This window comes from Nocardioides sp. S5 (assembly GCF_017310035.1).
In the GTDB taxonomy this organism is placed as follows: Bacteria; Actinomycetota; Actinomycetes; order Propionibacteriales; family Nocardioidaceae; genus Nocardioides.
This window is the reverse complement of sequence record NZ_CP022296.1, coordinates 4,355,570-4,378,962: the sequence shown is the minus strand read 5'-3', so window position 1 is coordinate 4,378,962 and position 23,393 is coordinate 4,355,570. Positions and strand designations below refer to the sequence as shown.

The window sequence follows — 23,393 nt, the reverse complement described above, 5'->3', positions numbered from 1 at the left end:
CACCCCTCTCTGACAATCATGATAGCGAAACCCGCTAGCGTTGTCATTGTGGTCAGTCGACGAGAGTGGGTTCAGGTACGTGAGGCGCCCCAAGTGCAGAATCCCGGTCAGTCCGTGTCTCTCTCCGTCTCGCGCGGTCCTGACAATGTGCGTCTTTCCGCCGCCTATCGGCGAGCCTGTCCGGGCTTAGTCCCTGGACCGCGTCGTCCCGGACATCCAGCTGGTGCGTCCGCATGACCTCGTGTCGGCGGGACCGGGACCGGGACCGGGACAGGCGGCTGCTCAGGTCCGTTCGTAGGGACTGGCCCACGCACCGAGTCCTCGTGTGCCCAGACGCCGCAGAAGCACCATGCGACGACGCCGGTCAGCTTCGCGAAATCCTCCACCGCTGCCCGATTGACGACGACGTCCACCAAGACGGACACGGCCATCATGACCACGCCCGCCGCGAAGGCGATCTCGACCGGAGTCCAGCGGCGGGCCCGTAACCACATTGATGCCAGCCCGAGACCGGCCACGGCGTACAGAACGAGGAACGGGATCTCCGGCAGGCCCATGGATGGCAGCACCTCCTCGTGCAGCAACAGGCTGTCGTCGAGAGCGCTGACGCCACACAATCCGCCGAGGAAGAGCAGCCGCGACCGCTGGTCGGTCCGTGCGTGCCGACCTGCGCCAACGGCGGCGACGGCAGCGATCGCCCACCCCAGCGCCGTCAGCCTGCTGATGACGCCTGTCCACCACGGCACCCCGATCACGGCGGTCGCATCACGTGTGAGGTCCGAGACGCGTGCGACATCGGCCGACACGAAGTCCGCGTAGAGGGCGGCGCCGATGACGAGAACGACGATGAACGCCGCCACGAGAACCTGCATGCCTCTGCTCACCAAGCTCGAGCCTCCAGGGTCAAACCCAACTTGTCTTGCGATGGCTTCGGGACGGGGTAGGTGCGATCACCCCAACCACCGCGGCGAGGCACGGTGACGGCGCGGACGAGGGTGAGGTGCCAACTCTTCGACGGTACCCGGTCGGACTGATCGGAGGGCCACGGACGGTGTCGCGTGAGCGGATCGACGAGGGTCCAGTCCCCGGACACGTCGTCCTGAGCTGGCCGGTCCCGCGCAGGGGGTCATGCTGGTCTCGCACCCGTCGTTGCGGGGATAGCGACTCGTGAGGGTCGAGGCGCCCTACGCACGCCCGGGCTCGGCGCGGAGGAACGCCTCCAGCCCCGCGAGGTCGTCGGTGTTGAGGTGGTCGACGCCGGCCGCGAGCAGCTCGTCCCACACCGCGTCGCGCGCCGGGCCCGCCGCGTCCGGCGTGGCCCAGAAGCGGATCCGGTAACCGGCGTCGTGCGCCCGGTCCACGATCTCGCGGAGCTTGGTCCGCTCTGCCTCCGGCATCGGGCCGACGCCCTGCCAGGTGAAGTGCCTGGTCCAGTTGTCGCTCAGGAGCGGGAGGTCGGAGGCCGGCAGGCCGGACCCGAGGTCGCCCATGCGGCCGTCGTAGCCGGCGTACCGCTCGCGCTGGGCCTGCATCGCCGGCAGGTCGCGGTTGCCGCTGATCACCGCGGTGACGGCGTCCTGCTTCACGGAGTCGCGTCGGAAGGTCGTCATGATCCGCTTGTTCTCGGCGAGCTCCTCGTGCACGGCGGCGTACGTCGGGCCGGCCGCGCTCTTGACGTCGATGAGCAGCTGGAAGACGCCGTCGTGGCCGCGGTAGATCCGGCCGCCCTCACGCCGCGCCCGGTCGACCAGCGGGTCGAGGTAGAGCGACTCCAGGGTGCGGGACGGGTCGACGTCGGCGAGGTCGTGCGCGACGAGGAGCTCGCCGTCGACGAGCCAGACGTCGGCCTCGACGCTCGTGAAGCCGTGTGAGAGCGCGTCGTGCAGCGGGCGAGGGTGCTCGTAGTCGTTGTGGGCGTGGGCCTGGGGCAGCGGCTCGACGTGCGTGCGCCGCGGCTCGTCGTACGCACGGGGGAGCTTCAGTCCGCGCTCGGCCATCAGCTCGCGGAGGCGGTCGGGGTAGTCGGTGATCAGGCCGTCGACGCCCCTGTCCATCAGGGCGGCCATCGTCGGCTTGTCGTCCACGGTCCAGGGCACGACCTCCAGACCGGCCGCGTGCGCCTCGTCGACCATCGCGCTCGTGACGTAGGGCTGGTAGCCGGGATCGGTGACCTTGCCGTCCTGCGGGAAGCCGTGGACCGGTGAGATCGCGTCGGCGCCGAACGACGCCGCGGCCGCGACCAGCGAGTCGTCGTAGTCATCGATGTCGATGCCGCCGAGCCACGGCGAGGCGCCCGGCCGGTCGACCTGCAGGAAGTCGCGGTTGGTCAGCGCGACCAGCGGGAAGCGGGGCTCGACCTGAGCCATCCGCATCAGCGCGCCCCAGTCGAACGACTGGATGGTGACCTGGTCGACGAGGCCGGCGGCGCGTACGTCGGCGACGACCTCCTGCACGAACTGCTCGCGGGGAGCGGTCTCGGCGGGGGCGCCTGCCTCGACCTTGGTCTCGATGTTGAGGTCGACGTGACGGGCGTCGTAGGCGTCGACCAGCTCGAGGACCTGGGTCAGGGTCGGCATCCGCTCACCGGGGTGGAGCTCCTGGCCGGGGTGGGAGGCGAGCCGCTGGCTCCCACAGTCGAGGGTCTTCACCTGCGCGAGCGTGAGCGTGTTGACGTACCTGCCGACGTAGGGGAACTCCGGGTCGCCCGGCACCGCAGCCGAGGTGTCGCGGCACTTCTGCCTGCTGACTCGGCGGTCGTGGGTCACCACGGCAACCTGGTCCTCGGTGACCTGGACGTCGAGCTCGAGGGTGCTGACACCGAGCTCCAGCGCCTTCGCGAAGGCCGGCAGGGTGCTCTCGACCGTCAGGCCCAGACCACCGCGGTGGGCCTGCAGGTCGAACTCGCGATCGGGGGCGGCGGCGGAGCCCGACGTGGGGAGGAGGACGAGCAGCGGGGGTGCGAGGAGGAGCGCGAGGAGCGCGCGAGGGGTCCGAGGCATGACTCCACCCGAACTGCGGAACACGAACGGCGCGTGTCGGCGCGAGCAGCCTTCGGGCGCCTGCGGGTGAACTCTGCACGTACGAACACGTGGCTGGGGCGAGGCGTCGCTGCCCCGGGCGTGCGAATGGTCATGGTCCGTTCACCTCTACCCTCCTGTGCACGCCGTGGCGGCTGCGGGAGGAAGGAGCCATGACCTCCCTCCGTGCCTCGACCATCGCCGCCGCATCGCTCCTCACGACGTTCACGCTCCTCGCGCCCTCGTCCTCCGCCTCGTCGTCCGTGGTGGCGGCTCCAGGTCAGGACAAGCCCTCGGCCACCAGCTTCGCCGTGATCGGCGACGTCCCGTACGGCGCTGCGCAGATCGCCGCCTTCCCCGGCTGGATCGACCGGATCAACGCCCAGCCCGGGCTCGACCTGACCTTCCACGTCGGTGACATCAAGAACGGCTCGTCGCCGTGCACCGACGACTACTTCGCGATGATCCGCGAGCAGTTCGACCGGTTCACGATGCCGATGCTCTACACGCCGGGTGACAACGAGTGGACCGACTGCCACCGTCCCGCCGCCGGCGGCTACGACCCGCTGGAGCGCCTGGACGCAGTCCGCAGCGCCTTCTTCGAGGTGCCCGGGCGGACGCTGGGCGCCCGACCGATCAAGGTCGACAGCCAGGCCGACCTCGGTCTCCCCGAGAACCAGTCGTTGCGGACCGCCGGCATCGAGATGGCCACCCTGCACGTGGTCGGCAGCAACAACGACCGCGCCCCCTGGACCGGCATCGGCAACACGACGCCCACGGCGACCCAGCTGGCAGAGGAGTCCGCCCGCATGGGTGCCGTGATCGAGCTCGTCGAGGACACCTTCGCCCGCGCCCGCCGGACCAATGCCCGGGCCGTCGCGCTGTTCCAGCAGGCCGACATGTTCGACCCGTCGTACCAGCCGACCTGGGACATCGGCGCCTTCCGGCCCCTCGTGCAGGCGCTCGTGGACGAGGCCTCGACCTTCGACGGCGAGGTCTACCTCTTCGACGGCGACAGCCACGTCTACAACGTCGACCAGCCGCTCAGCGCCGGCTCACGCTGGCTGACGATCCACGGCGTGGACGGCCACGCCGACAACCTGACCAGGATCACCGTGGACGGCGAGGCCAACAACACCAACTTCCTGCAGGTGACGGTCAACCGACCCGGAGCCGAGCGCGTGCTGTCGTGGACTCGCGTGCCCTACCTGTCGCAGCCCTGACTCCCGGCTGTCCGTCTGGTCTCACCGTGTGCCCGCCGGCCCTCGACTGCGTGAGCGAGCACCTTCGGGCACACGGTGAGCAGATCTAGGTCTACCCCGGGTTCCGGGTCCGCACAACCATGGTTGAACGCGCTACTTCTTCCACCCCGTCCGATCCCTGCGGGTCAGCGAGGGAGCTGAGGCGCAGGCAACCCCCCGTCAGGACATGAGCCCGATGCGAGGGGGTACTGGTGGTCACTGCACGTCGCGGTCACGATGCTCAAGATGGGCACGCGCGTTTCGAGAGCCACCAGGGAGACACCCATGTCGACCATCACCACCTCGCTGACTCAGATGGACGGTCAGCCGCACCGATCCGGGCTGCCGTCATGAGTGAGGACCACATCGTCGATGCCTCCCGCCGTCTGGCCGCCGCTCTCCGGCCCGGCGACCTCGACGAGACGCTCACCAACATCACGGCGGCCGCGGTCGAGGTCCTGCCGGACGTGCAGTGGAGCAGCTTGTCCATCAAGCACGCCGACGGCCGGCTGGAGACCGTGGCACCGACCCACGACGTCCTCCGCGAGGTCGACGCGGCGCAGTACGAGCTGCAGGAGGGACCCTGCTACGAGGCCGCGGTCGACACCGTCCACATCGTCTCGCCGCACCTGGCGACCGATGAGCGGTTTCCGCGCTACGCGCCCGTGGCCCAGGAAGCCGGCATCCGGGCGCAGGCCGGCATCCGGCTCTTCGACGCCCAGCACTCCCAAGGCGCGTTGAACCTCTACTCCAAGAGGGTCGGTGCGTTCGAGGACCTCGGCGTGCTGGCCGAGCTCTTCGCGCACCAGTCGGCCGTCGCGCTCGACTACGCCCGCAGGATCGACCAGCTCCAGGAGGCGGTCACCGCGCGACAGCTGATCGGCCAGGCCGTAGGGGTTGTGATGGAGCGCTTCGGGGTCGACGACGCACGTGCGTTCGGATTCCTGACCCGCCTCTCGAACCAGGAGAACCTCAAGCTCCGACTCGTCGCCGAACGGCTCCTGGCCGCGCCACGCGACACCCCCGGAGCCTGACCGCGCTGCCGACTCGCGCAGCGACGGGCTCTTCGGCTTCCTGCAACGATTCGTCCCGTGATGTCTCGGACCCACGTCGCCCTCCTCGTCGCCACGCTCGCGCTGACGACCGCGTGCGGGTCCGACGACCCCGCCGGGTCGTCGTCCGCCTGGCCGACCACCTCGACCCCCGTCGCGACCGACGGGCTGATCTGGGCGAGCGGCAGCACGGTCCACCTGCCCGACGGCTCGACGATCGACACGGGGGATCCGGCCGGGGCGTACGTCGTGGCGGGCGCCGGCGTGTGGTTCGCCTCCGCGGAGCCGGGCGAGCGGGAGGGCAACGACCTGCCGGAGCTGCGCGTCGCGACCGCCGACGGGGTGCGGGACCTCGGCGCGCACCCCGCCATCGGCAGCCTCACCACGTCCGCGGACGGACGGTGGCTGGCCTTCATCGACCGTCTGGAGAACGGTGCCGGCGCGGCCGAGGCGGTCGTGGTCGACCTGACCACCGGCGAGGAGCTCGTGCGCAGCAGCGAGGGACTCCTGCCGTCGGAGACGGAGGGCGCGGACTGGACCGACCTCTACGAGGACGCACCGGTCGGGATGCTCGGCGTCGTCGACGGCACGGCGTACATCCAGGGTCTGGACGCTCTCGTGAGCCACGACCTCTCGACCGGCGAGTCGACGTCCGAGGACCTCGACTGGGAGGCGATCCGCGCGTCGGACTGGTGGCAGTCGCTGCACCTCACTGCCCCGCTCCCGAATGCCGACCGCACCTGGCAGATCCCGACGCAGGAGTTCGGCGCGACACCCGTGCTGGAGTCCGCCGACGGTCAGCGCGTCACAACGACGCTGCTGGACGCCACCGGTCCGCTCGGCTCGCCCGACGTCACCGGTCCACCGCTGGAGGACTGGAGGCTGCGCGGCTGGATCGACGAGACGACGGCGCTCGGCATCACGCCGTCGCGGGACGGGTCGGGGGTGGACTGGCTAACCCCGGTGCTGGTCACCTGCGCGGTCCCGAGCGGCGAGTGCGCGGTGGTGGAGGGCACGGAGGAGGGCGTCAACCTTCCCTCCGACCGGCCCTTCGGGTTGCCGCGGGAGAGCAGCATCGACCCGGACAGCTAGGGCTTCACCGGGATCGTGTCCGGTCGGGCGTGTAGAGCCACGACTCGCCGCCGTCCCGCGCCAGCGCCCACCCCACGAGGATCACCGCCGCCTGCCGGAGGCCGGCGTCCTCGACCCGGTCGGCGATGTCCGCGAGCGTGCCGCGGAGGACGAGCTCGTCCGGCTGGGATGCCCGGTGGACGACGACCACGGGGCAGTCGGCGCCGTACTCCTGGACCAGTGACGCAGCGAGCTCGCGGGTCCTGGTGATCGCGAGGTGCAGCACCAAGGTTGCGCGGGTCGCGGCGAACGCGGCGAGCGATTCGGTGGCCGGCATCGCGGTGGAGCGGGCCTGGGTTCGGGTCAGCACGACGCTCTGCGCGACCAGCGGGACGGTCAGCTCACGGCCGACGACGGCGGCCGCGGCGGCGTACGCCGGGACCCCCGGGCACACGTCCCACTCGACCCCGGCCGCGTCGAGGCGGGAGGTCTGCTCGGCGAGGGCGGAGTAGAGCGATGGGTCGCCGGAGGTGAGGCGCACGACCTCGCGTCCCTCCGCTGCTGCGCTCACCATGACCGACGTGATCTGGTCGAGGTCGAGGGCCTGGGTGTCGACCTGGCGGGCATCGGGGCAGTGGGCGAGGACCTCGGCGTCGAGGTACGTCCCGGGGTAGAGCACGACGTCGGCCGCCGCGAGCAGAGAGGCCGCGCGCAGGGTGATCAGGTCGGCCGCGCCGGGGCCGGCGCCGACGAAGTGGACGGTCATTCCACGAACCTCGGCGTCCAGACCTGGCCGGTCGCGGTCACCGTGGTCGAGGAGGCGCCCACGATCAGCAGGCACTTCATGTCGACCGTGTCGGCCTCGAGCTCGGCGAGAGTCGTCACCGTCACCGACTCCTCGGCGCGCCCCACGTCGCGGCCGACGATGACGACCGTGTCGGGGCTGCGGTGCTCGAGGAAGAGCTTCTGGAGGTCGGCGACCTGCGTGGTGCGGCTGCGCGAGGCGGGGTTGTAGACCGCGAGGACCAGGTCGGCCTCAGCGATCGCGTGCAGGCGGCGCTCGATCACCGGCCACGGCTTGAGTCGGTCGCTCAGCGACACGACCGCGAAGTCCGCGCCGATCGGGGCTCCCGCCCTGGCGGCGACGGCCTGGACGGCGCTGACGCCGGGAAGGACCTCGACGGGTATGTCGGGAAGCCCTTCGTCCTTTCTGGCGGCGGCCGCCTCGAACACCGCGCTCGCCATCCCGAAGACGCCCGCGTCGCCGCCGGAGACGACCGCCACCCGGTGTCCCTGCTGCGCGAGGTCCAGCGCGAGCCGGGCGCGGTCGACCTCGACGGTGTTGCCGGAGGCGTGGCGGGTGAGGCCCTCGCGCTGGGGGACGCGGTTGACGTAGGGGGCGTAGCCGACGACGTGGTCGACGTGGGACAGGGCTTCCCGGGCTTCCTCGGTGAGCCAGGCGTCGGGGCCGGGGCCGAGGCCGATGACCTGGAGGGGGTGGGGTGGTTTCGAGGCTCGCTCCGCTCGCACCTCAAGCACCGATCGGGAGTCCGCTCGCACCTCAACCACCGAAGGGGAGGAGGGGGCGACAGCGGGGCGGCGGCCGCCGGGGTCCTCGGACAGCGAGTCGCCGGGCACCACGATCAGGGAGAAGTACGGCACCGACGCGGGGTCGACGTCGTCCACGGGCATCCAGCGCTCGGCGGGCATCGACGCGCGCTCGACGTACATCGCGTGCTCGAGGCGGCCGGCCTGGCGCAGCGCCTCGACCACGCCGGGGAAGCGGCGGCCGAGCTTCATGATGATCGCGCCGTCGGTGTCGGCGAGGCGGCGGGCGAGCTCGGGGACGTCGAGGGTGCCGGGCAGGACCGTGAGCACGTCCGTCTGGCGCACGAGCGGCGAGGCGAGGACGGCGGTGGCGGCGGCGAAGGCCGGCACGCCCGGCACGACCTCGGTCTCGAAGCGCGGTGCGAGCCGGTCGTGGAGGTACATGTACGAGCCGTAGAACAGCGGGTCGCCCTCGGCCAGCACCACGACCGTACGGCCCTGCTGGAGGTGGACGGTGAGGCGCGAGGCGCACTCCTCGTAGAACTCCGCCATCGCGCCGGCGTACCCGCCGGGGTGCGCGGTCGGACCGGTCGTGACGGGGTAGCGGAGCTCCTCCTCGATCGCGCTGCCCGGGATGAGGTCGGCCGCGATCCGGCGGGCGTTGGACTGCTTGCCGACACCGGCGTGGAAGGCGATCACGTCGGCGTCGCGGATCAGCCGCGCGGCCTTCAGGGTGACCAGCTCGGGGTCGCCGGGACCGAGGCCGACCCCGTAGAGCCGGCCGGTCACTCCCGCTCCTGGGCCAGCGCGTTGAGGGCGGAGGCGGCCATCGCCGACCCGCCGCGACGGCCACGGACGGTGAGGAAGGGGATGTCGAGGCCTTGCAGGGCGGCCTCCTCCAGCGCCTGCTTGGACTCGGCGGCGCCGATGAAGCCGACCGGTACGCCGACGATCGCCGCCGGTCGCGGAGCCCCGTCGAGCAGCATCTCAAGCAGGTGGAACAGCGCGGTGGGAGCGTTGCCGATCGCGACGACGGCCCCTTCGAGGCGGCCCTCCAGCAGCGAGAGCGCGGCGGCCGAGCGGGTGGTGGCCATCAGCATCGCGAGGTCGGGCGTACGCCGGTCGTGCAGCGCGCAGAGCACCTCGTTGTCGCGGGGGAGGCGGGCGCGGGTGACGCCGGACGCGACCATGTGGGCGTCGGTGATGATCGGAGCGCCGCCTTCGAGCGCCTCGCGGGCGGCGCCCACCAGCCGGTGGTGGATCACCAGGTCGTCGGTCAGGTCGGTCTGGCCGGTCCCGTGGACCATGCGGACGGCGACGCGCTCGGCGTCGGCCGGCAGGTGGTCGAAGCTGGCCTCGCGGCGGATCGTCGCGAAGGACTCGTCGTAGATCTCGGCCCCGCGGGCGATGTAGTCGTAGCGACGGGTCGGTCGGGCAAGCAGTGTCATCACGGCTCCTCGGGGTTCGCGCCCCTGGGTAGGCAGGTAACGCCGCGCGGGCAGTGTCTGGCTCGCCCCCGATGTGGCTGGGGGACTGACAGTGGCGGAACCGCCCCGGACTTGCACCGGGTTCCTGCGTCGCGTGACGGGGGCAGCCTAGGGCCTTGTGGGCCGGCGTGGTTTCGAGGCTCGCTCCGCTCGCACCTCAACCACCGAGGGGGCGACGGGTGAGGAGGGACTTCCATGGCGTGACGACCAGGTGCTCCGGGAGCTCCTGGACCGACGACCGGTCGACCACCCCGCCCGCCACCTCGACGTGCGCGACGCCGGGGGCGACCTCGCCGTACGCCGGATGCTCGGTCGCTGCGGGCAGGCGAGGGTCGGGGTCGTGGGCGTCGGGCGCGGCAGGCAGCTCGTCCACGTGCCACGCGGCATGGTCCCCGCTGCCGCGGACCTGCTGGAAGGCGCGGGCCAGGCCGGTGAGCCGGGCCGCCGCCTCGCGCAGCGGGACGACCGGACCCCACTGCGTCGACCCGACCCGCAGCTGGACCTCGTCGGCCGAGAGGGCGACGAGCCCCAGGTCGCAGGTCCGTGGGACGAGGTCGCCGCGACCGTCGTCGAGGACGAGGAGGAAGCGACCCGGGAGCATCGCGAGGGACGGCGTGGCGCAGATGCGCTCGTCGAGCTCCTTCGTGACGGGGCGGAGGTCGGCGCGTCCGCCGTGCAGCCCGGTCAGGGGCGAGACGAGGACGTTGCGCACCAGCTCGTGGTCCGGGTGCGGCAGGAGTCCGGTGGCGCGGATGGCCTCGACGACCTCGGGCGGGACATTGCCGTCGACCAGCGGGAGCGCGCGGAGCTGGAGGTTGGCCCGCTTGGTCAGGTGCACCTGCCCGTCGCCGTACGCCTCGGCGACGTCGAGCAACGCCAGCAGCGTGGTGCGGGAGAGGTGGCCGCCGGGGATGCGGAGGCGTACGAGCGCTCCGTCGTCGGCGGGCCAGGGACGGAAAACGCCGGGGCAGAGGTCGCCTCGGGTCCGGTCCATGGCGTCGGATGATTGCACGGTGTGGTTTCGAGGCTCGCTTCGCTCGCACCTCAACCACCGAGGGGGTGGAGTGCCGCTAGGGTCGTGCGCACCACTCCGCGTGGGACCCAGGAACCCGGTGTCATTCCGGGGCGGTTCCGCCACTGTGAGGGCCTGCGTGCAGGCCCGTAGCCAGACACTGGCCCACGCGGATCCCATCAGAGGGGCGAGAACCCCGAGGAGGATCCGTGCGCATCGCACTGCTGTCCACGTCCGACACCGACCTGCTGAGCGCGCGGGAGTCCGGCGCCGACTACGTCCTGGCCAACCCGGCGCGGCCCGGGCACCAGTCGATGGCCGAGGTGATCGAGGGCTGCGACCTGGTCGTCGGCCGGCTGCTCGGCTCGCCCCAGGATCTGTGCTCCGGCTTCACCCGCGTCGCCGCGACCGGGATGCCGGTCGTCGTGCTCGGCGGCGAGCAGTCGCCGAGCGCCGAGCTGATGGAGCTGTCGTCGGTGCCGATCGGCGTCGCGGCCGAGGCGCACCGCTACCTCGCCGAGGGCGGGCCGGCGAACCTCCGCCAGCTCCACGCCTTCCTCTCCGACACGGTGCTGCTGACAGGGGAGGGGTTCGAGCCGCCGGAGGTGCTGCCGCAGTGGGGGTTCGCGGAGCGGGAGGTGGTTTCGAGGCTCGTCGCTGGCGCTCCTCGCACCTCAACCACCGAGAAGGTGAGGGTGGGGGTGCTCTACTACCGCGCCCACGAGGCCAGCGGGAACACCGCCTTCGCCCACGCCCTCGCCGACGCGATCGACGCGACGGGCCACGCGGTCGGCGTACCCATCTTCGCCGGGTCGCTGCGGTCCGCGCCCGACGAGCTGTACGACGCGCTCGGCACGCTGGACGCGCTCATCGTCACCGTGCTGGCCGCCGGCGGCAGCGTGCCCGCGGGCGCGAGCGCCGGCGGGGACGACGAGTCGTGGGACGTCGCGCGGATGTCGGCACTCGACATCCCGATCATCCAGGGCCTCTGCCTCACCTCCAGCCGCGCGGAGTGGGAGGCGTCCGACGACGGCGTCAGCCCGATGGACTCCGCGACCCAGATCGCGATCCCCGAGTTCGACGGGCGGATCATCACCGCGCCCTTCTCCTTCAAGGAGGTCGACGCCGACGGCCTCCCGCGCTACGTCGCCGACCCCGAGCGCTGCGCCCGGGTCGCGGGCATCGCGGTCAGGCACGCCCGCCTGCGGCACATCCCGAACGCCGAGAAGCGGCTCGCGCTCGTGCTGTCGGCGTACCCCACCAAGCACGCCCGCATCGGCAACGCCGTCGGGCTCGACACCCCGGTCTCCGCGATCCGGATGCTGCAGCGGCTCAGGGTGGAGGGGTACGACCTGGGTGACGGCGAGGTCGTCGAGATCCTCGACCGCGAGGCGAGCGACACCGAGAAGGGCGATGCGCTGATCCACGCGCTCATCGCGGCCGGCGGCCAGGACGAGGAGTGGCTGACCCACGCGCAGCTGACGGACGCGCACGTGCGGATCACGCCGGAGCAGTACGCCGCGTGGACCGCCGACCTGCCCGCGGACCTGCGCGCCGACATGGTCGAGGCCTGGGGCGAGGCGCCCGGATCGCTCTTCGTCAACGATGCCGGCGAGCTCGTGCTGGCGACCGTGCGCGCCGGCAACGTCGTGCTGCTCATCCAGCCGCCGCGCGGGTTCGGGGAGAACCCGATCGCGATCTACCACGACCCCGACCTCGCGCCGACGCACCACTACCTCGGTGCCTACCGCTGGCTGGAGCACGGGTTCAAGGCCGACGCCGTCGTCCACCTCGGCAAGCACGGCTCGCTGGAGTGGCTGCCCGGAAAGAACGCCGCCCTCTCCGCCAGCTGCGGCACCGACGCGGCGCTGGGCGACCTGCCGATGGTCTACCCGTTCCTCGTCAACGACCCCGGTGAGGGTGCGCAGGCCAAGCGCCGCGCCCACGCGACGATCGTCGACCACCTCATCCCGCCGATGGCGCGCGCGGAGTCGTACGGCGACATCGCCCGCCTCGAGCAGCTCCTCGACGAGCACGCCAACATCGCCGCGATGGACCCGGCCAAGCTGCCGGCGATCCGCGGCGAGATCTGGCAGCTCATGCACGCCGCCGAGATGCACCGCGACCTCGGGCTGGACGAGCAGCCGGACGACGAGGAGTTCGACGACTTCATCATGCACGTCGACGGGTGGCTCTGCGAGATCAAGGACGCGCAGATCCGCGACGGGCTGCACGTGCTCGGCGAGGCGCCGTCCGGGCAGGCGCGGGTCAACCTGGTGCTGGCGATCCTGCGGGCGGCGCAGGTGTTCGGGGGGCAGGCGCAGGCGGTGCCGGGGTTGCGGGCGGCGCTCGCAGGTTTCGAGGCTCGCTTCGCTCGCACCTCAACCAGCGACGTGAGCGAGCTTCCGACGTCCGAGGTCGATCGACTGGAGGCGATCGCGCGCGACCTCGTCGAGCAGATGGACAAGGCCGACTGGGACTCCGCCCGCGCCGCCGAGCTGCACGACGACCCCGAGGTGCGGCGGGTGCTGGAGTTCGCCGCGACCCAGGTCGTGCCGCGCCTGGCGCGCACCACCGATGAGCTCGACGCCGTCGTCCACGCCCTTGACGGCGGCTTCATCGCCGCCGGGCCGTCGGGCTCGCCGCTGCGCGGGCTGGTCAACGTGCTGCCGACCGGCCGCAACTTCTACACCGTGGACCCGCGCGCCGTCCCGTCCCGCCTCGCGTGGCAGACCGGGCAGGCGATGGCGGAGTCGCTCGTCGCGAAGTACGTCGACGAGACCGGCACTTTCCCGGAGTCCGTCGGCCTGTCGGTCTGGGGCACGAGCGCGATGCGCACCAGTGGTGACGACGTCGCCGAGGTGCTTGCGCTGCTCGGCGTACGCCCTGTCTGGGACGAGGCGTCGCGGCGCGTCAGCGACCTCCAGGTGATCCCGCTCGACGATCTCGGCCGCCCGCGCATCGACGTGACGGTGCGGATCTCGGGGTTCTTCCGCGACGCCTTTCCGCACGTGGTCGCGATGCTCGACGACGCCGTACGCCTCGTGGCAGGCCTCGACGAGTCCGACGAGCACAACCACGTGCGGGCGCACGCGCGCGCCGACCTGGCCGAGCACGGCGACGAGCGGCGCTCGACCACGCGGATCTTCGGCTCCAAGCCCGGCTCGTACGGCGCCGGCATCCTCCAGGTCGTCGAGTCCGGCAACTGGCGCAGCGACGACGACCTCGCCGAGGTCTACACGGCGTGGGGCGGCTTCGCCTACGGCCGCGACCTCGACGGGGCGCCGGCCGCGGACGACATGCGCACCAACTACCGCCGGATCAAGGTGGCGGCCAAGAACGTCGACACCCGCGAGCACGACATCGCCGACAGCGACGACTACTTCCAGTACCACGGCGGCATGGTCGCCACGGTGCGCGCGCTGACCGGCAGCGACCCCAAGGCGTACGTCGGTGACTCGACGACCCCCGACGCGGTCCGCACCCGCACGCTGCAGGAGGAGACGAACCGCGTCTTCCGCTCGCGAGTGGTCAACCGGCGGTGGATCGCGGCGATGCAGCGCCACGGCTACAAGGGCGCCTTCGAGCTCGCCGCGACGGTCGACTACCTCTTCGGCTTCGACGCGACCGCGGGCGTCGTGCACGACTGGATGTACGAGTCGCTGGCTAGGTCGTACGTCCTCGACGAGACAACGAGTGCGTTCCTGCGGACCTCCAACCCGTGGGCGCTGCGGGGCATCGTCGAACGGCTGCACGAGGCCGCCGAGCGCGGGCTGTGGGAGGAGCCGGACGCCGAGGTGGTGGCCGCGCTGCAGCAGGTCTACCTCGACGTCGAGGGCGAGCTGGAGGACCGGTGAGGACTCGAGTCCGCGTCGTCGGGATCGGCTGCCACCCGGGCCAGCTGACCGTCGAGGCGCGCGAGGCCATCGCCGGCTGCGACTACGTCATCGCCGCCGACAAGGGACCGGCGGACCCGCTCCTCGCGCTGCGCCGGGCGATCTGCGCCGACCTCGGCGTCGAGCTGGTCGCCGTCCCCGACCCGCCGCGGGACCGGGACGACCCGGCCGACTACGACGGTGCGGTCCTCGACTGGCACGACGCCCGCGCGACGGCGTACGGCTCCGTGCTCGCGCAGCGTCCGGGCACCGTCGGGTTCCTGGTGTGGGGCGACCCGGCGTTCTACGACTCGACGATCCGCGTGGTCGAGCGGCTCGGAGTCGCGTACGACGTGCTGCCGGGCGTCTCCGCGCTCTCGTTGCTGGCGGCCCGGCACCGCGTCGTGCTCCACGAGGTCGGTCGGCCCGTGCTGGTGACGACGGGCCGCCGGCTGGCGGCGGAGGTCTCGGCCGGGCACGACAACCTCGTCGTGATGCTGGACGGTCGGCTCCAGGCCGCGTCCCTCGATGGTGACTGGGACATCTGGTGGGGCGCCAACCTCGGCAGCCCGCGCGAGGAGCTGGTCGCAGGGCCGCTCGCGGACGTCGTCGAAGAGGTCGGCGCCGCGCGGGCGCGGGCGAAGAAGGCCGACGGCTGGGTGATGGACACCTACCTCCTGCGCCGCGCGACGTCCGGCGCCGCTCGCACTTCAACCACCGAGATGGGGAACGAAAAATCTCAAAGTTGAGGGGAATCGACTCAACTTCTGGCGCGTTGTGACGGGTGAGGGCCAGAGTGGTCCGCGACACCCCCACGAAGGAGCAGAGTTGAGCGCGTTCGGTGCCGAGAAGTTCACCACCCGCAGCCGCGAGGTCGTCGAGGCTGCCCAGCTGGCCGCCACCACCGGCGGCAACACCCACACCGAGCCCATCCACCTGCTCGTCGCCCTGCTCAAGCAGGAGGACGGCGCCACGCGCAGCCTCGTGCAGAAGGTCGGCGTCGACCCGGCCACGCTTCTGGCGCAGGCCGAGCGCGTGCAGCAGCAGCTGCCCCGCGCCACCGGGTCCACCGTCCAGCAGCCCAGCGCCTCGTCGGCGCTGACCCGTGTGCTGGCCTCCTCGATCGACCTGGCCGGCTCGATGAAGGACGACTACGTCGCCACCGACCACCTGCTCGTGGCCACCGCGACGGTGGAGTCGCCCGCCCAGAAGGTGCTCACCGACGCCGGCCTGACGGCCGCCGGGCTGCGGGAGGCGATCACGGCCGTCCGGGGCAACCGCCGCGTGACCAGCGAGAGCGCCGAGGCGTCGTACGAGTCGCTGGAGAAGTACTCCGTCGACCTCACCCAGGCGGCCGAGGACGGGCGTCTCGACCCCGTGATCGGCCGCGACGCCGAGATCCGCCGCGTCATCCAGGTGCTGTCGCGGCGCACCAAGAACAACCCCGTGCTCATCGGCGAGCCCGGCGTCGGCAAGACCGCCGTCGTCGAGGGGCTGGCCCAGCGCGTGGTCGCCGGCGACGTGCCCGACTCGCTCAAGGGCCGTCGCGTGCTCTCGCTCGACCTCGCCGCGATGGTGGCAGGAGCGAAGTACCGCGGCGAGTTCGAGGAGCGGCTCAAGGCCGTCCTCGAGGAGATCAAGGACGCCGGCGGCCAGGTCATCACCTTCATCGACGAGCTGCACACCGTCGTCGGCGCGGGCGCCGGCGGCGACTCCGCGATGGACGCGGGCAACATGCTCAAGCCCATGCTGGCGCGCGGCGAGCTGCACATGATCGGCGCGACGACCCTGGATGAATACCGGGAGCGCATCGAGAAGGACCCTGCGCTGGAGCGTCGCTTCCAGCAGGTCTTCGTCGGCGAGCCGAGCGTCGAGGACACGATCCAGATCCTGCGCGGCATCCAGGAGAAGTACGAGGCCCACCACGGCGTACGCATCACCGACGCCGCGCTCGTCGCCGCGGCCACCCTGTCCGACCGCTACATCACCGGGCGCCAGCTGCCCGACAAGGCGATCGACCTCATCGACGAGGCGTCGTCGCGGCTGCGGATGGAGCACGAGTCCTCCCCGGAGGAGATCGACCAGCTCCGCCGTCAGGTCGAGCGGCTGAAGATGGAGGAGTTCGCGCTCGCCAAGGAGACCGACGACGCCTCGCGCGAGCGGCTCGAGGTGCTGCGCAAGGACCTTGCCGACCGCGAGGAGGAGCTGCGCGGCCTGGAGGCCCGCTGGGAGCGGGAGAAGGACCAGCTGCAGGGCGAGGGCGAGCTGCGCCGTGCGCTCGACCAGCTGCGCGTCGAGGCCGACCGGCACCTGCGCGAGGGCAACCTCGAGGCGGCCAGCAAGATCAACTACGAGTCGATCCCGCGCCTCGAGCAGCAGATCGAGGAGATCGAGAAGGCCGAGGCCGCCGACCTCGAGCCGCTCGTCGGCGAGGAGGTCGGCGCCGAGCAGATCGCCGACGTCGTCGAGGCGTGGACCGGGATCCCCACCGGCAAGATGCTCCAGGGCGAGACCGCCAAGCTGCTGGAGATGGAGTCGGTCATCGGCCAGCGGCTGATCGGCCAGCGCGAGGCCGTCACGGCCGTGAGCGACGCCGTACGCCGCTCCCGCGCCGGCATCGCCGACCCCAACCGGCCGACCGGGTCGTTCCTCTTCCTCGGCCCGACCGGCACCGGCAAGACCGAGCTGGCCAAGGCCCTGGCCGACTTCCTCTTCGACGACGAGCGCGCGATCGTGCGCATGGACATGAGCGAGTACAGCGAGAAGCACTCCGTCTCGCGGCTCGTCGGTGCCCCTCCCGGCTACGTCGGCTACGACGAGGGCGGCCAGCTCACCGAGGCGGTGCGGCGCCGGCCCTACAGCGTGGTGCTGCTCGACGAGGTCGAGAAGGCGCACCCCGAGGTCTTCGACATCCTGCTCCAGGTGCTCGACGACGGACGGCTGACCGACGGCCAGGGCCGCACGGTCGACTTCCGCAACACGCTGCTGATCCTCACCTCCAACCTCGGCTCGAACTTCCTGGTCGACCCGATCCTGGAGCCGCTGGCCAAGAAGGAGTCGGTGATGGGCGTGGTGCGCGCGCACTTCAAGCCCGAGTTCCTCAACCGGCTCGACGAGGTGGTCATGTTCGACGCCCTGTCGAAGGAGGACCTCACCCACATCGTCGACCTCCAGCTCGCGCTGCTCGAGAAGCGGCTCGCGGTGCGCCGGATCACCATCTCGGTGACCGACGCCGCGCGAGCCTGGCTGGCCGAGACCGGCTACGACCCGGCGTACGGCGCCCGTCCGCTGCGGCGGCTGATCCAGAGCGCGATCGGCGACCCGCTCGCGCGGCGTCTGATCGCCGGCGAGGTCACCGACGGCGGCGCCGTGAAGGTCGACGTGGGCGAGGACGGGCTCGTGCTCGCCTGACGGGTCCCGCTGTAACGCCGGGTTAGTGCTTGTACCGCCCTGGATATATCCGGGTGGGTACAGCAGCTAACCCGGCGTTACAGCGCGCGCGGCCGGCCGATGCCGATTGCGACGTGGGGGATGCTGGGGCGCGTGAGTGCCACCACCGACGACGTACGCCCGTGGTGGCGGTTGCGCGACACCCCGGTCCCCGGCGGCGTGCCCGACCTGGCCCGGGCGCTGCTGTGGACCGAGCTGGCGATCGTGCTGCTGCTCTCGCTCGGCCGGTCGGCGGTCTACAGCATCGTCAGCATCGTCTCGGCGCTCACCGCCCCGGGACCGCTGTCCTCGCAGGCGGCGAACCTCAACAACTCGCTCGCCCCGGACCGGCCGTGGCTCGACCTGACCTACCAGCTGCTGCGGATCGGCTTCGCGCTCGTCCCGGTCGCGCTGGCGGCGTACCTCCTCGTCCGGTCGGGGAGCCGCCTCAAGGAGGTCTGGGCGCGCGACGGCGGCTGGAGCACGTGGCGTGACTGGGGTCGCGGCGCGTGGCTCGCGGCGGGCGTCGGCTCGGTCGGGGTCGTGTTCTACCTCGCGACCTTTGCCCTCGGCACGAACCTCACCGTCGTCGCCCAGTCGCTGCCGGGGGAGTGGTGGCAGGTGCCGGTGCTCGTCCTCGCCGCGGCGGAGAACGCCGTGCTCGAGGAGCTCGTCGTGCTCGGCTTCGTGCAGGTGCGGCTGCGCCAGCTCGGCTTCGGTGACACCGCGGCCATCGGCCTGGCGGCGCTGCTGCGGGGCAGCTACCACCTCTACCAGGGGCTCGGCGGCTTCGTCGGCAACCTCGCGATGGGCCTGCTCTTCGGCTGGCTCTTCCGCCGCTGGGGACGGGTGATGCCGTTCGTCGTGGCCCACACCCTGCTCGACGTGGGTGCCTTCGTGGGCTACGCCGCCCTCGCCGGGCGGGTCAGCTGGCTGCCGACCCTCTGACCCGCCCGGCGTGGGGCGGTCAGCGCCGGATCTTCACCTTCTTCGACGACCGCACGGCCTTGTCGTAGCCCTTCTTCTTCGCGGTGACGCCGACCGAGATCTTCTTGCCGCGGTCCTTGGCGCGCACCCGGTAGGTCGCCTTCTTCGCGCCCTTGATCTTCTTGCCGTTCTTCAGCCACTGGTAGCGCACCTTGACGCTCTTCTGCTTCGGCTTGGGCTTCCAGCCCTTGACCGACACCGACAGCACCCGCCCGGCGCGCGGCACGCCACGGAGCTTGGGTCGCTTGGTGCGGAAGAGCGCCTTGCCCACCACGACCGGCGCGCTCATCGCAGCGACCGAGGCGTAGTAGGGCGCGGCACCGACGACCTGCACGGTGACGGTGTGGCCGATGTCGCTGCGTGAGAACCGGACGGCACTGGTGGTGGCGCCGGGGACGGGCACGCCGTCGAGGAACCACTGGTAGCCCAGGGCCACCGCCGGGGCCCACGGGGTGGAGCTCGCGACGGCCGTGCCGCGGTAGCGCGCCCGTCCGGTGATGGAGACCGCGCCCGGGTAGATCTGCGACTGGCGGTAGCCGGCGACGGCGGCCGCCTGCTCGGCGACGGCCTGCGCGTTGTTGTCGGCCGGGGTGCCGGTGGCGCGGCCGTTCAGGCTGACGTTGGGGTTGGAGAAGTGCGTGATCCGGGTGCACGTGAAGCCGGCCCGGGCGCACTGGTCGTTGTAGGCCATGATCGTCGCGGTGCGAGCGGTGAGGTCGACGTAGCCGCGCGCGTAGGGCTTGTAGCCGTACGGCGGCGACGAGGCGCCGGCGTCGTGGTCGGCGCTGAGGTTGTGGCCGATCTCGTGGGCGAAGGTGAGGTTGCCCGTGGCGCACCGGTCGCCGTACATCACCGTCCACGCGCCGCGCTCCGGGTCGGTCTCCGGCTGGGTGCCGCCGAGCGAGCCCAGGCCGCACGAGGAGCCGGCGGGGTACTGGCCGCCGAGCCACAGGCTGACGAGGTCGGCGTGCGTCTCCTCCCGCAACGCCTGCGCCTCGTCGAAGACGCCGTCTCCGGGGGCCTGGAGCGCGTTGTAGTTGGCCAGCAGCGTCGAGGCCTGGGTGGCGGCGACCTGACGGGTGCCCACCAGGCGCACCTGGGTGCCGACGCCCGAGGCGGCCAGGCCCTGGTTGGTCTGGGCGATGCCCAGCGCGAACTGCGCCTGCATCTCCGCGGGCCCGAACCAGGCGGGCAGCGAGGCGGGGTAGACGATCGCGACGTCGATCACCGACGGGGCGTCCGCCCCCGAGACCGGGGCAGCGTCGGCGCCCGGGACGCGGGCCGATCCCTCGTCGGAGTGGTCGGAGCGGTCGACCTCGGCGTCCGGCACCACCGCGTCGTCGCCGGTGGGCAGTGGGGCGACCTCGGTCGCCTCGTAGCTGCCGCCGCGCACGCGGCGGACCTCGAAGGTGCCGTGCTCGGCGGAGGCGATGCTGAGGTGGACCACGCCGTCGACCTCCGCGGCGGTGAAGGTGCCGACGTCACCGACCAGGCCGCCGGTCCACGTCGTGGCGCCGTTGCCGGTGTCGCGGCCGTCGATGGCCGCGGTGACGGTGGTGTCGTCGAAGAGCGTCAGCGTGAGCTGGTCGCCGGGGCGTACGTCGTCGAGCGCGGTGGTGTCGATGCGGACCGGGCGCGAGCGCTCCCCGTCGGCCTCCGTGGTGGCGCGGGCCGACGGCGCGGTGAGCAGCTCGACCCTGCGGGTGTCCTGGTCGTCCGACGCGGCGGCGGTCGTGGCGGGTGCGGTCGTCGCGGCGAGCGCGAGCGCGCACAGGCCGGCGACGCCGGCCCAGCTCCTGGTGGTGGGCATGGCGGGTCCCCCTCTTTCTGATTGCACCCTTCGTGCCCCCGTGAGCGCGCGCCAAACCAGCGGCGTGGGTCGGTCTCAGGAGGAGTGTGCAGGCAGGTCCCGGTCCGTGCGTGACCGGCGCCCGAGCAGGCCTCCGGCCCACAGCGCCCACAGCACCAGCACCGGCTGGAAGAACAGCCGGGTGAGCCGCGCCCGGTCGGTGTCGAGCCCGAAGGCGTCGGTGCCCTCGACGTACTGCGCGATGTTGCCGGGGAAGATCGCGACGAAGAAGGCGGCGAGCAGAACCCCGACCGTCCGCCGGTGCCGCGGCAGCGCGACGAACGCTGCGCCGAGCCCGATCTCCACGACCCCGGAGCCGAGCACCGTGAGGTCCTCGTCGACGGGGAACCAGTCGGGCACCTGCGCGCGGAACTCCTCGCGCTGGGTGGTGAGGTGCAGGACGCCGGCGGTGACCATGAAGCCGCCGAGCAGGACGCGACCGAGTGTCTGGGCCTTCATGGAGGCCAGCCTACGGAGCGGTCAGCAGCACGCCCGGGTTCATCAGGTCGTGGGGGTCGAGGGCTCGCTTCACCGCGCGCATCAGGTCGACCTCCACGTCCGACTTGTACGCCGCCGCTGCCGCCGCCTTGCTGCGCCCCAGGCCGTGCTCGGCGCTGATGGAGCCGTGCGCCGCGGCGACCGCGTCGTGGATCGCCGTCGTGAGGTCGCCGGCCGCCGCACGGAGGTCGTCGTCGCGACCGACCGGCGCGTTGAGGTTGTAGTGGAGGTTGCCGTCGCCGACGTGGCCGTAGGTCACCGGCCGGACCCCGGGCAGGACCTCCTGCAGCACCGGGCCCATCGCATCGGTCCACCTCGCGAGGTCGGCGATCGGCAGGGTGACGTCGTGCTTGAGGGTGGCGCCCTCGACCTTCTGCACCTCCGAGATCCCCTCGCGCAGCGACCACAGTGCGCTCCGCTGGGCGGGACTGCCGGCGACGGCCGCGTCGCTCGCTGTCCCAGCCTCGACCGCTTCGCCGAGCAGGGCCTCGAGCGTCGCGTCGAGACCGTCGTCGGAGGCCGACCCGGCGAGCTCGAGCAGGACGTACCAGTCGCTCGGCGCTGCGAGCGGGTCGACGGCTCCGGGCAGGTGCGCGAGGACGAGATCGACCGCCTGCCGGTTGGCGATCTCGAAGGTCGACAGGTGCACCCCGGCGTGCGCCTGCGCGGTGCCGAGCAGTGACACCGCAGCCGCGACGGACGGCACCGCGACCCACGCGGTCGCGTGCCGGGGCGTCGCCGGGAAGAGCCGCAGGACGGCGCCGGTGATCACCCCGAGCGTCCCCTCGGAACCGACGAAGAGCTGGGTGAGGTCGTAGCCGGTGTTGTCCTTGCGCAGGCCTCGCAGTCCGTCCCAGACGCGGCCGTCGGGCAGCACCACCTCGAGACCGAGCACCAGCTCGCGCGTCATGCCGTAGCGGAGCACTGCGGTGCCGCCGGCGTTGGTGGCCAGGTTGCCGCCGATCGTGCAGCTGCCCTCCGAGCCGAGCGACATCGGGAAGAGGCGGTCGACGGCTGCGGCCGCGGCCTGCACGTCGGCGAGCAACACCCCGGCGTCGACGGTGACGGTCCCTGCGACCGGGTCGACGTCGCGCACGGTCCGCATCCGCCCGAGCGAGAGCACGACCGCGGTCCCGGAGCCGTCGGGCACCCCGCCGCCGACCAGCCCGGTGTTGCCGCCCTGCGGGACGAGAGGCGTACGCGTCTCCGCGCACGCGCGCACGACCTCGGCCACCTCGGCCGTCGACCCGGGTCGGACCACCGCGAGCGCACGCCCGCGGTGGGTGCCGGTCCAGTCGACGACGTGCGCCGATACGGCGGCCGGCTCCGTCAGCACGTGGTCGTCGCCGACGGTGGACCGCAGGCGGGCGAGCAGGTCGTTCATGCACTCTCCTTGGAAGGTGCTCAGCCGAGCAGGACGGCGACGAGGAGGGCCACCGGGAGCGAGGCCAGGGTGGTGATGAGGATCGTCTCCCGTGCCACATCCTCCCCGACCCGGTAGCGGGTGGCGTGCAGGAAGATGTTCTGCGCGGTCGGCAGCGCGGCGGTGATCACGACACCGAGCAGGACCCGGTCGTCCAGGCCGAGCCCCACCCCGACGCCCCACGCGACCACCGGCATGACGGCCAGCTTGAGCATGCTGGCGAGCAGCACCTCGCCGTTGTGGCCCGCTCGACCCAGCGGCGGGCTCAACCTCAGCGCGGCGCCGTACGACATCAGCATCAGCGGGATCGCGGCGCCGGCCATCATCTCGAGCGGGGACTCCACGGCCTGAGGCAGCTGCCACCCGGTGAGCGCGAGCACGACCCCGACGACGGCCGAGATGGTCAGCGGGTTGGTCACGAGGCGACGGAGCGCGGCACCGGCGCCCTCGCCCCGCCCGGTGATCCGGTCGAGCACGATCAGGGCGATCGGCTGGACGACCATCATCTGCACGAGCAGCGTGGGCACGACGACGGTGATGTCGCCGACGACGTAGGCCGCCATCGCGATGCCGAGGTTGCCGGCATTGACGTAGGACGACGTCAGCGCGCCGATCAGCAGCGGACCGGTCGACAGGCCCCAGCGCAGCCGGGCCAGCAGGACGTACGCCGCGAAGCACGCGGCCAGCGACACCGAGGAGGCGATGAGGTTGTCGGCGGCGGCCTCGAGGTGGACCTGGCTGATCGTGATGACCATGAGCGCGGGCGAGGCGACGAAGAACGCGATCTCGCCCAGGGTCCGCTGGGAGCTGCGGTCGAGCACGCCGACGTGCGCGAGCGCAGCGCCCGCGGCGATGACCACGAGGATGGTCGCGAAGCCGATCAGCAGGTCCATGCCCCGTCCCT

At 72.0% G+C, this 23,393-nt stretch carries 17 protein-coding genes and 2 riboswitches; of the genes, 7 read left to right on the top strand and 10 right to left on the bottom strand.

What is annotated here, in order from left to right; genetic code table 11:
- Positions 1-164: 164 nt before the first annotated feature.
- Together CFI00_RS21625 and CFI00_RS21620 are read right to left on the bottom strand one after the other, a co-directional pair.
- On the bottom strand, positions 165-884 hold the full coding sequence (locus CFI00_RS21625; RefSeq protein WP_207083009.1) for a hypothetical protein: 720 nt from the start codon (positions 882-884) through the stop codon (positions 165-167).
- A 300-nt stretch (positions 885-1,184) separates the two neighbouring features.
- Positions 1,185-2,999, bottom strand: coding sequence for a glycerophosphodiester phosphodiesterase family protein (locus CFI00_RS21620; RefSeq protein ID WP_207083008.1), 1,815 nt, complete (start codon positions 2,997-2,999; stop codon positions 1,185-1,187).
- A 191-nt stretch (positions 3,000-3,190) separates the two neighbouring features.
- Here CFI00_RS21620 and CFI00_RS21615 point away from each other — a divergent pair, with 191 nt between their 5' ends.
- The 3 genes from CFI00_RS21615 (at position 3,191) to CFI00_RS21605 (ending at position 6,402) form a co-directional block, all read left to right on the top strand.
- Positions 3,191-4,240: a metallophosphoesterase gene (locus tag CFI00_RS21615; RefSeq protein WP_207083007.1), complete on the top strand. Its 1,050-nt coding sequence runs from the start codon at positions 3,191-3,193 to the stop codon at positions 4,238-4,240.
- Positions 4,241-4,608: 368 nt separating this feature from the next.
- Positions 4,609-5,292 (top strand): GAF and ANTAR domain-containing protein, encoded by a 684-nt coding sequence (locus tag CFI00_RS21610; protein WP_207083006.1) that lies wholly within the window; start codon positions 4,609-4,611, stop codon positions 5,290-5,292.
- A gap of 57 nt (positions 5,293-5,349) precedes the next feature.
- Positions 5,350-6,402 carry a hypothetical protein gene (locus CFI00_RS21605; protein WP_207083005.1) on the top strand — a complete coding sequence of 351 codons (1,053 nt, stop codon included), beginning with the start codon at positions 5,350-5,352 and terminating at the stop codon, positions 6,400-6,402.
- A gap of 4 nt (positions 6,403-6,406) precedes the next feature.
- Here CFI00_RS21605 and CFI00_RS21600 read toward each other — a convergent pair whose 3' ends face one another.
- From CFI00_RS21600 to CFI00_RS21585, 4 genes are all read right to left on the bottom strand, one after another.
- Positions 6,407-7,147: an SAM-dependent methyltransferase gene (locus CFI00_RS21600; RefSeq protein ID WP_207083004.1), complete on the bottom strand. Its 741-nt coding sequence runs from the start codon at positions 7,145-7,147 to the stop codon at positions 6,407-6,409.
- The gene (locus CFI00_RS21595; protein WP_207083003.1) at positions 7,144-8,718 is read right to left on the bottom strand and encodes a precorrin-2 C(20)-methyltransferase; all 1,575 of its coding nucleotides are present in this window, start codon (positions 8,716-8,718) and stop codon (positions 7,144-7,146) included. The genes CFI00_RS21600 and CFI00_RS21595 overlap by 4 nt, the downstream gene beginning before the upstream one ends.
- On the bottom strand, positions 8,715-9,377 hold the full coding sequence (locus tag CFI00_RS21590) for a precorrin-8X methylmutase (RefSeq protein WP_207083002.1): 663 nt from the start codon (positions 9,375-9,377) through the stop codon (positions 8,715-8,717). The genes CFI00_RS21595 and CFI00_RS21590 overlap by 4 nt, the downstream gene beginning before the upstream one ends.
- Before the next feature lie 51 nt (positions 9,378-9,428).
- A riboswitch (cobalamin riboswitch) is annotated at positions 9,429-9,504 on the bottom strand.
- Between the two features lie 69 nt (positions 9,505-9,573).
- Positions 9,574-10,410: a nitrite reductase gene (locus CFI00_RS21585; RefSeq protein ID WP_207083001.1), complete on the bottom strand. Its 837-nt coding sequence runs from the start codon at positions 10,408-10,410 to the stop codon at positions 9,574-9,576.
- Between the two features lie 62 nt (positions 10,411-10,472).
- A riboswitch (cobalamin riboswitch) is annotated at positions 10,473-10,612 on the top strand.
- 25 nt (positions 10,613-10,637) lie between these two features.
- On the opposite strand from CFI00_RS21585, the gene cobN reads away from it, so the two are divergent.
- The 4 genes from cobN to CFI00_RS21565 all read left to right on the top strand — a co-directional run bounded on the left by cobN (position 10,638) and on the right by CFI00_RS21565 (position 18,680).
- The gene (gene cobN / locus CFI00_RS21580) at positions 10,638-14,285 is read left to right on the top strand and encodes a cobaltochelatase subunit CobN (protein WP_207083000.1); all 3,648 of its coding nucleotides are present in this window, start codon (positions 10,638-10,640) and stop codon (positions 14,283-14,285) included.
- Positions 14,282-15,052, top strand: coding sequence for a precorrin-6A synthase (deacetylating) (gene cobF / locus CFI00_RS21575; RefSeq protein WP_207082999.1), 771 nt, complete (start codon positions 14,282-14,284; stop codon positions 15,050-15,052). The genes cobN and cobF overlap by 4 nt, the downstream gene beginning before the upstream one ends.
- A 79-nt stretch (positions 15,053-15,131) precedes the next feature.
- The gene (clpB, locus tag CFI00_RS21570) at positions 15,132-17,714 is read left to right on the top strand and encodes an ATP-dependent chaperone ClpB (RefSeq protein WP_207082998.1); all 2,583 of its coding nucleotides are present in this window, start codon (positions 15,132-15,134) and stop codon (positions 17,712-17,714) included.
- A gap of 132 nt (positions 17,715-17,846) precedes the next feature.
- Positions 17,847-18,680 (top strand): CPBP family intramembrane glutamic endopeptidase, encoded by an 834-nt coding sequence (locus CFI00_RS21565; RefSeq protein ID WP_242532559.1) that lies wholly within the window; start codon positions 17,847-17,849, stop codon positions 18,678-18,680.
- 19 nt (positions 18,681-18,699) lie between these two features.
- Here the strand turns inward: CFI00_RS21565 and CFI00_RS21560 are convergent, their stop codons facing one another.
- From CFI00_RS21560 to CFI00_RS21545, 4 genes are all read right to left on the bottom strand, one after another.
- Positions 18,700-20,529 (bottom strand): reprolysin-like metallopeptidase, encoded by a 1,830-nt coding sequence (locus CFI00_RS21560; protein ID WP_207082997.1) that lies wholly within the window; start codon positions 20,527-20,529, stop codon positions 18,700-18,702.
- Positions 20,530-20,604: 75 nt separating this feature from the next.
- Positions 20,605-21,027, bottom strand: a complete 423-nt coding sequence (locus tag CFI00_RS21555; protein ID WP_207082996.1) for a hypothetical protein — start codon at positions 21,025-21,027, stop codon at positions 20,605-20,607.
- 10 nt (positions 21,028-21,037) lie between these two features.
- Entirely contained in the window at positions 21,038-22,450 is a 1,413-nt protein-coding gene (locus CFI00_RS21550) for an FAD-binding oxidoreductase (protein WP_207082995.1), read from the bottom strand.
- Between the two features lie 20 nt (positions 22,451-22,470).
- Positions 22,471-23,382, bottom strand: coding sequence for an AEC family transporter (locus tag CFI00_RS21545; protein ID WP_207082994.1), 912 nt, complete (start codon positions 23,380-23,382; stop codon positions 22,471-22,473).
- Positions 23,383-23,393: the final 11 nt, after the last annotated feature.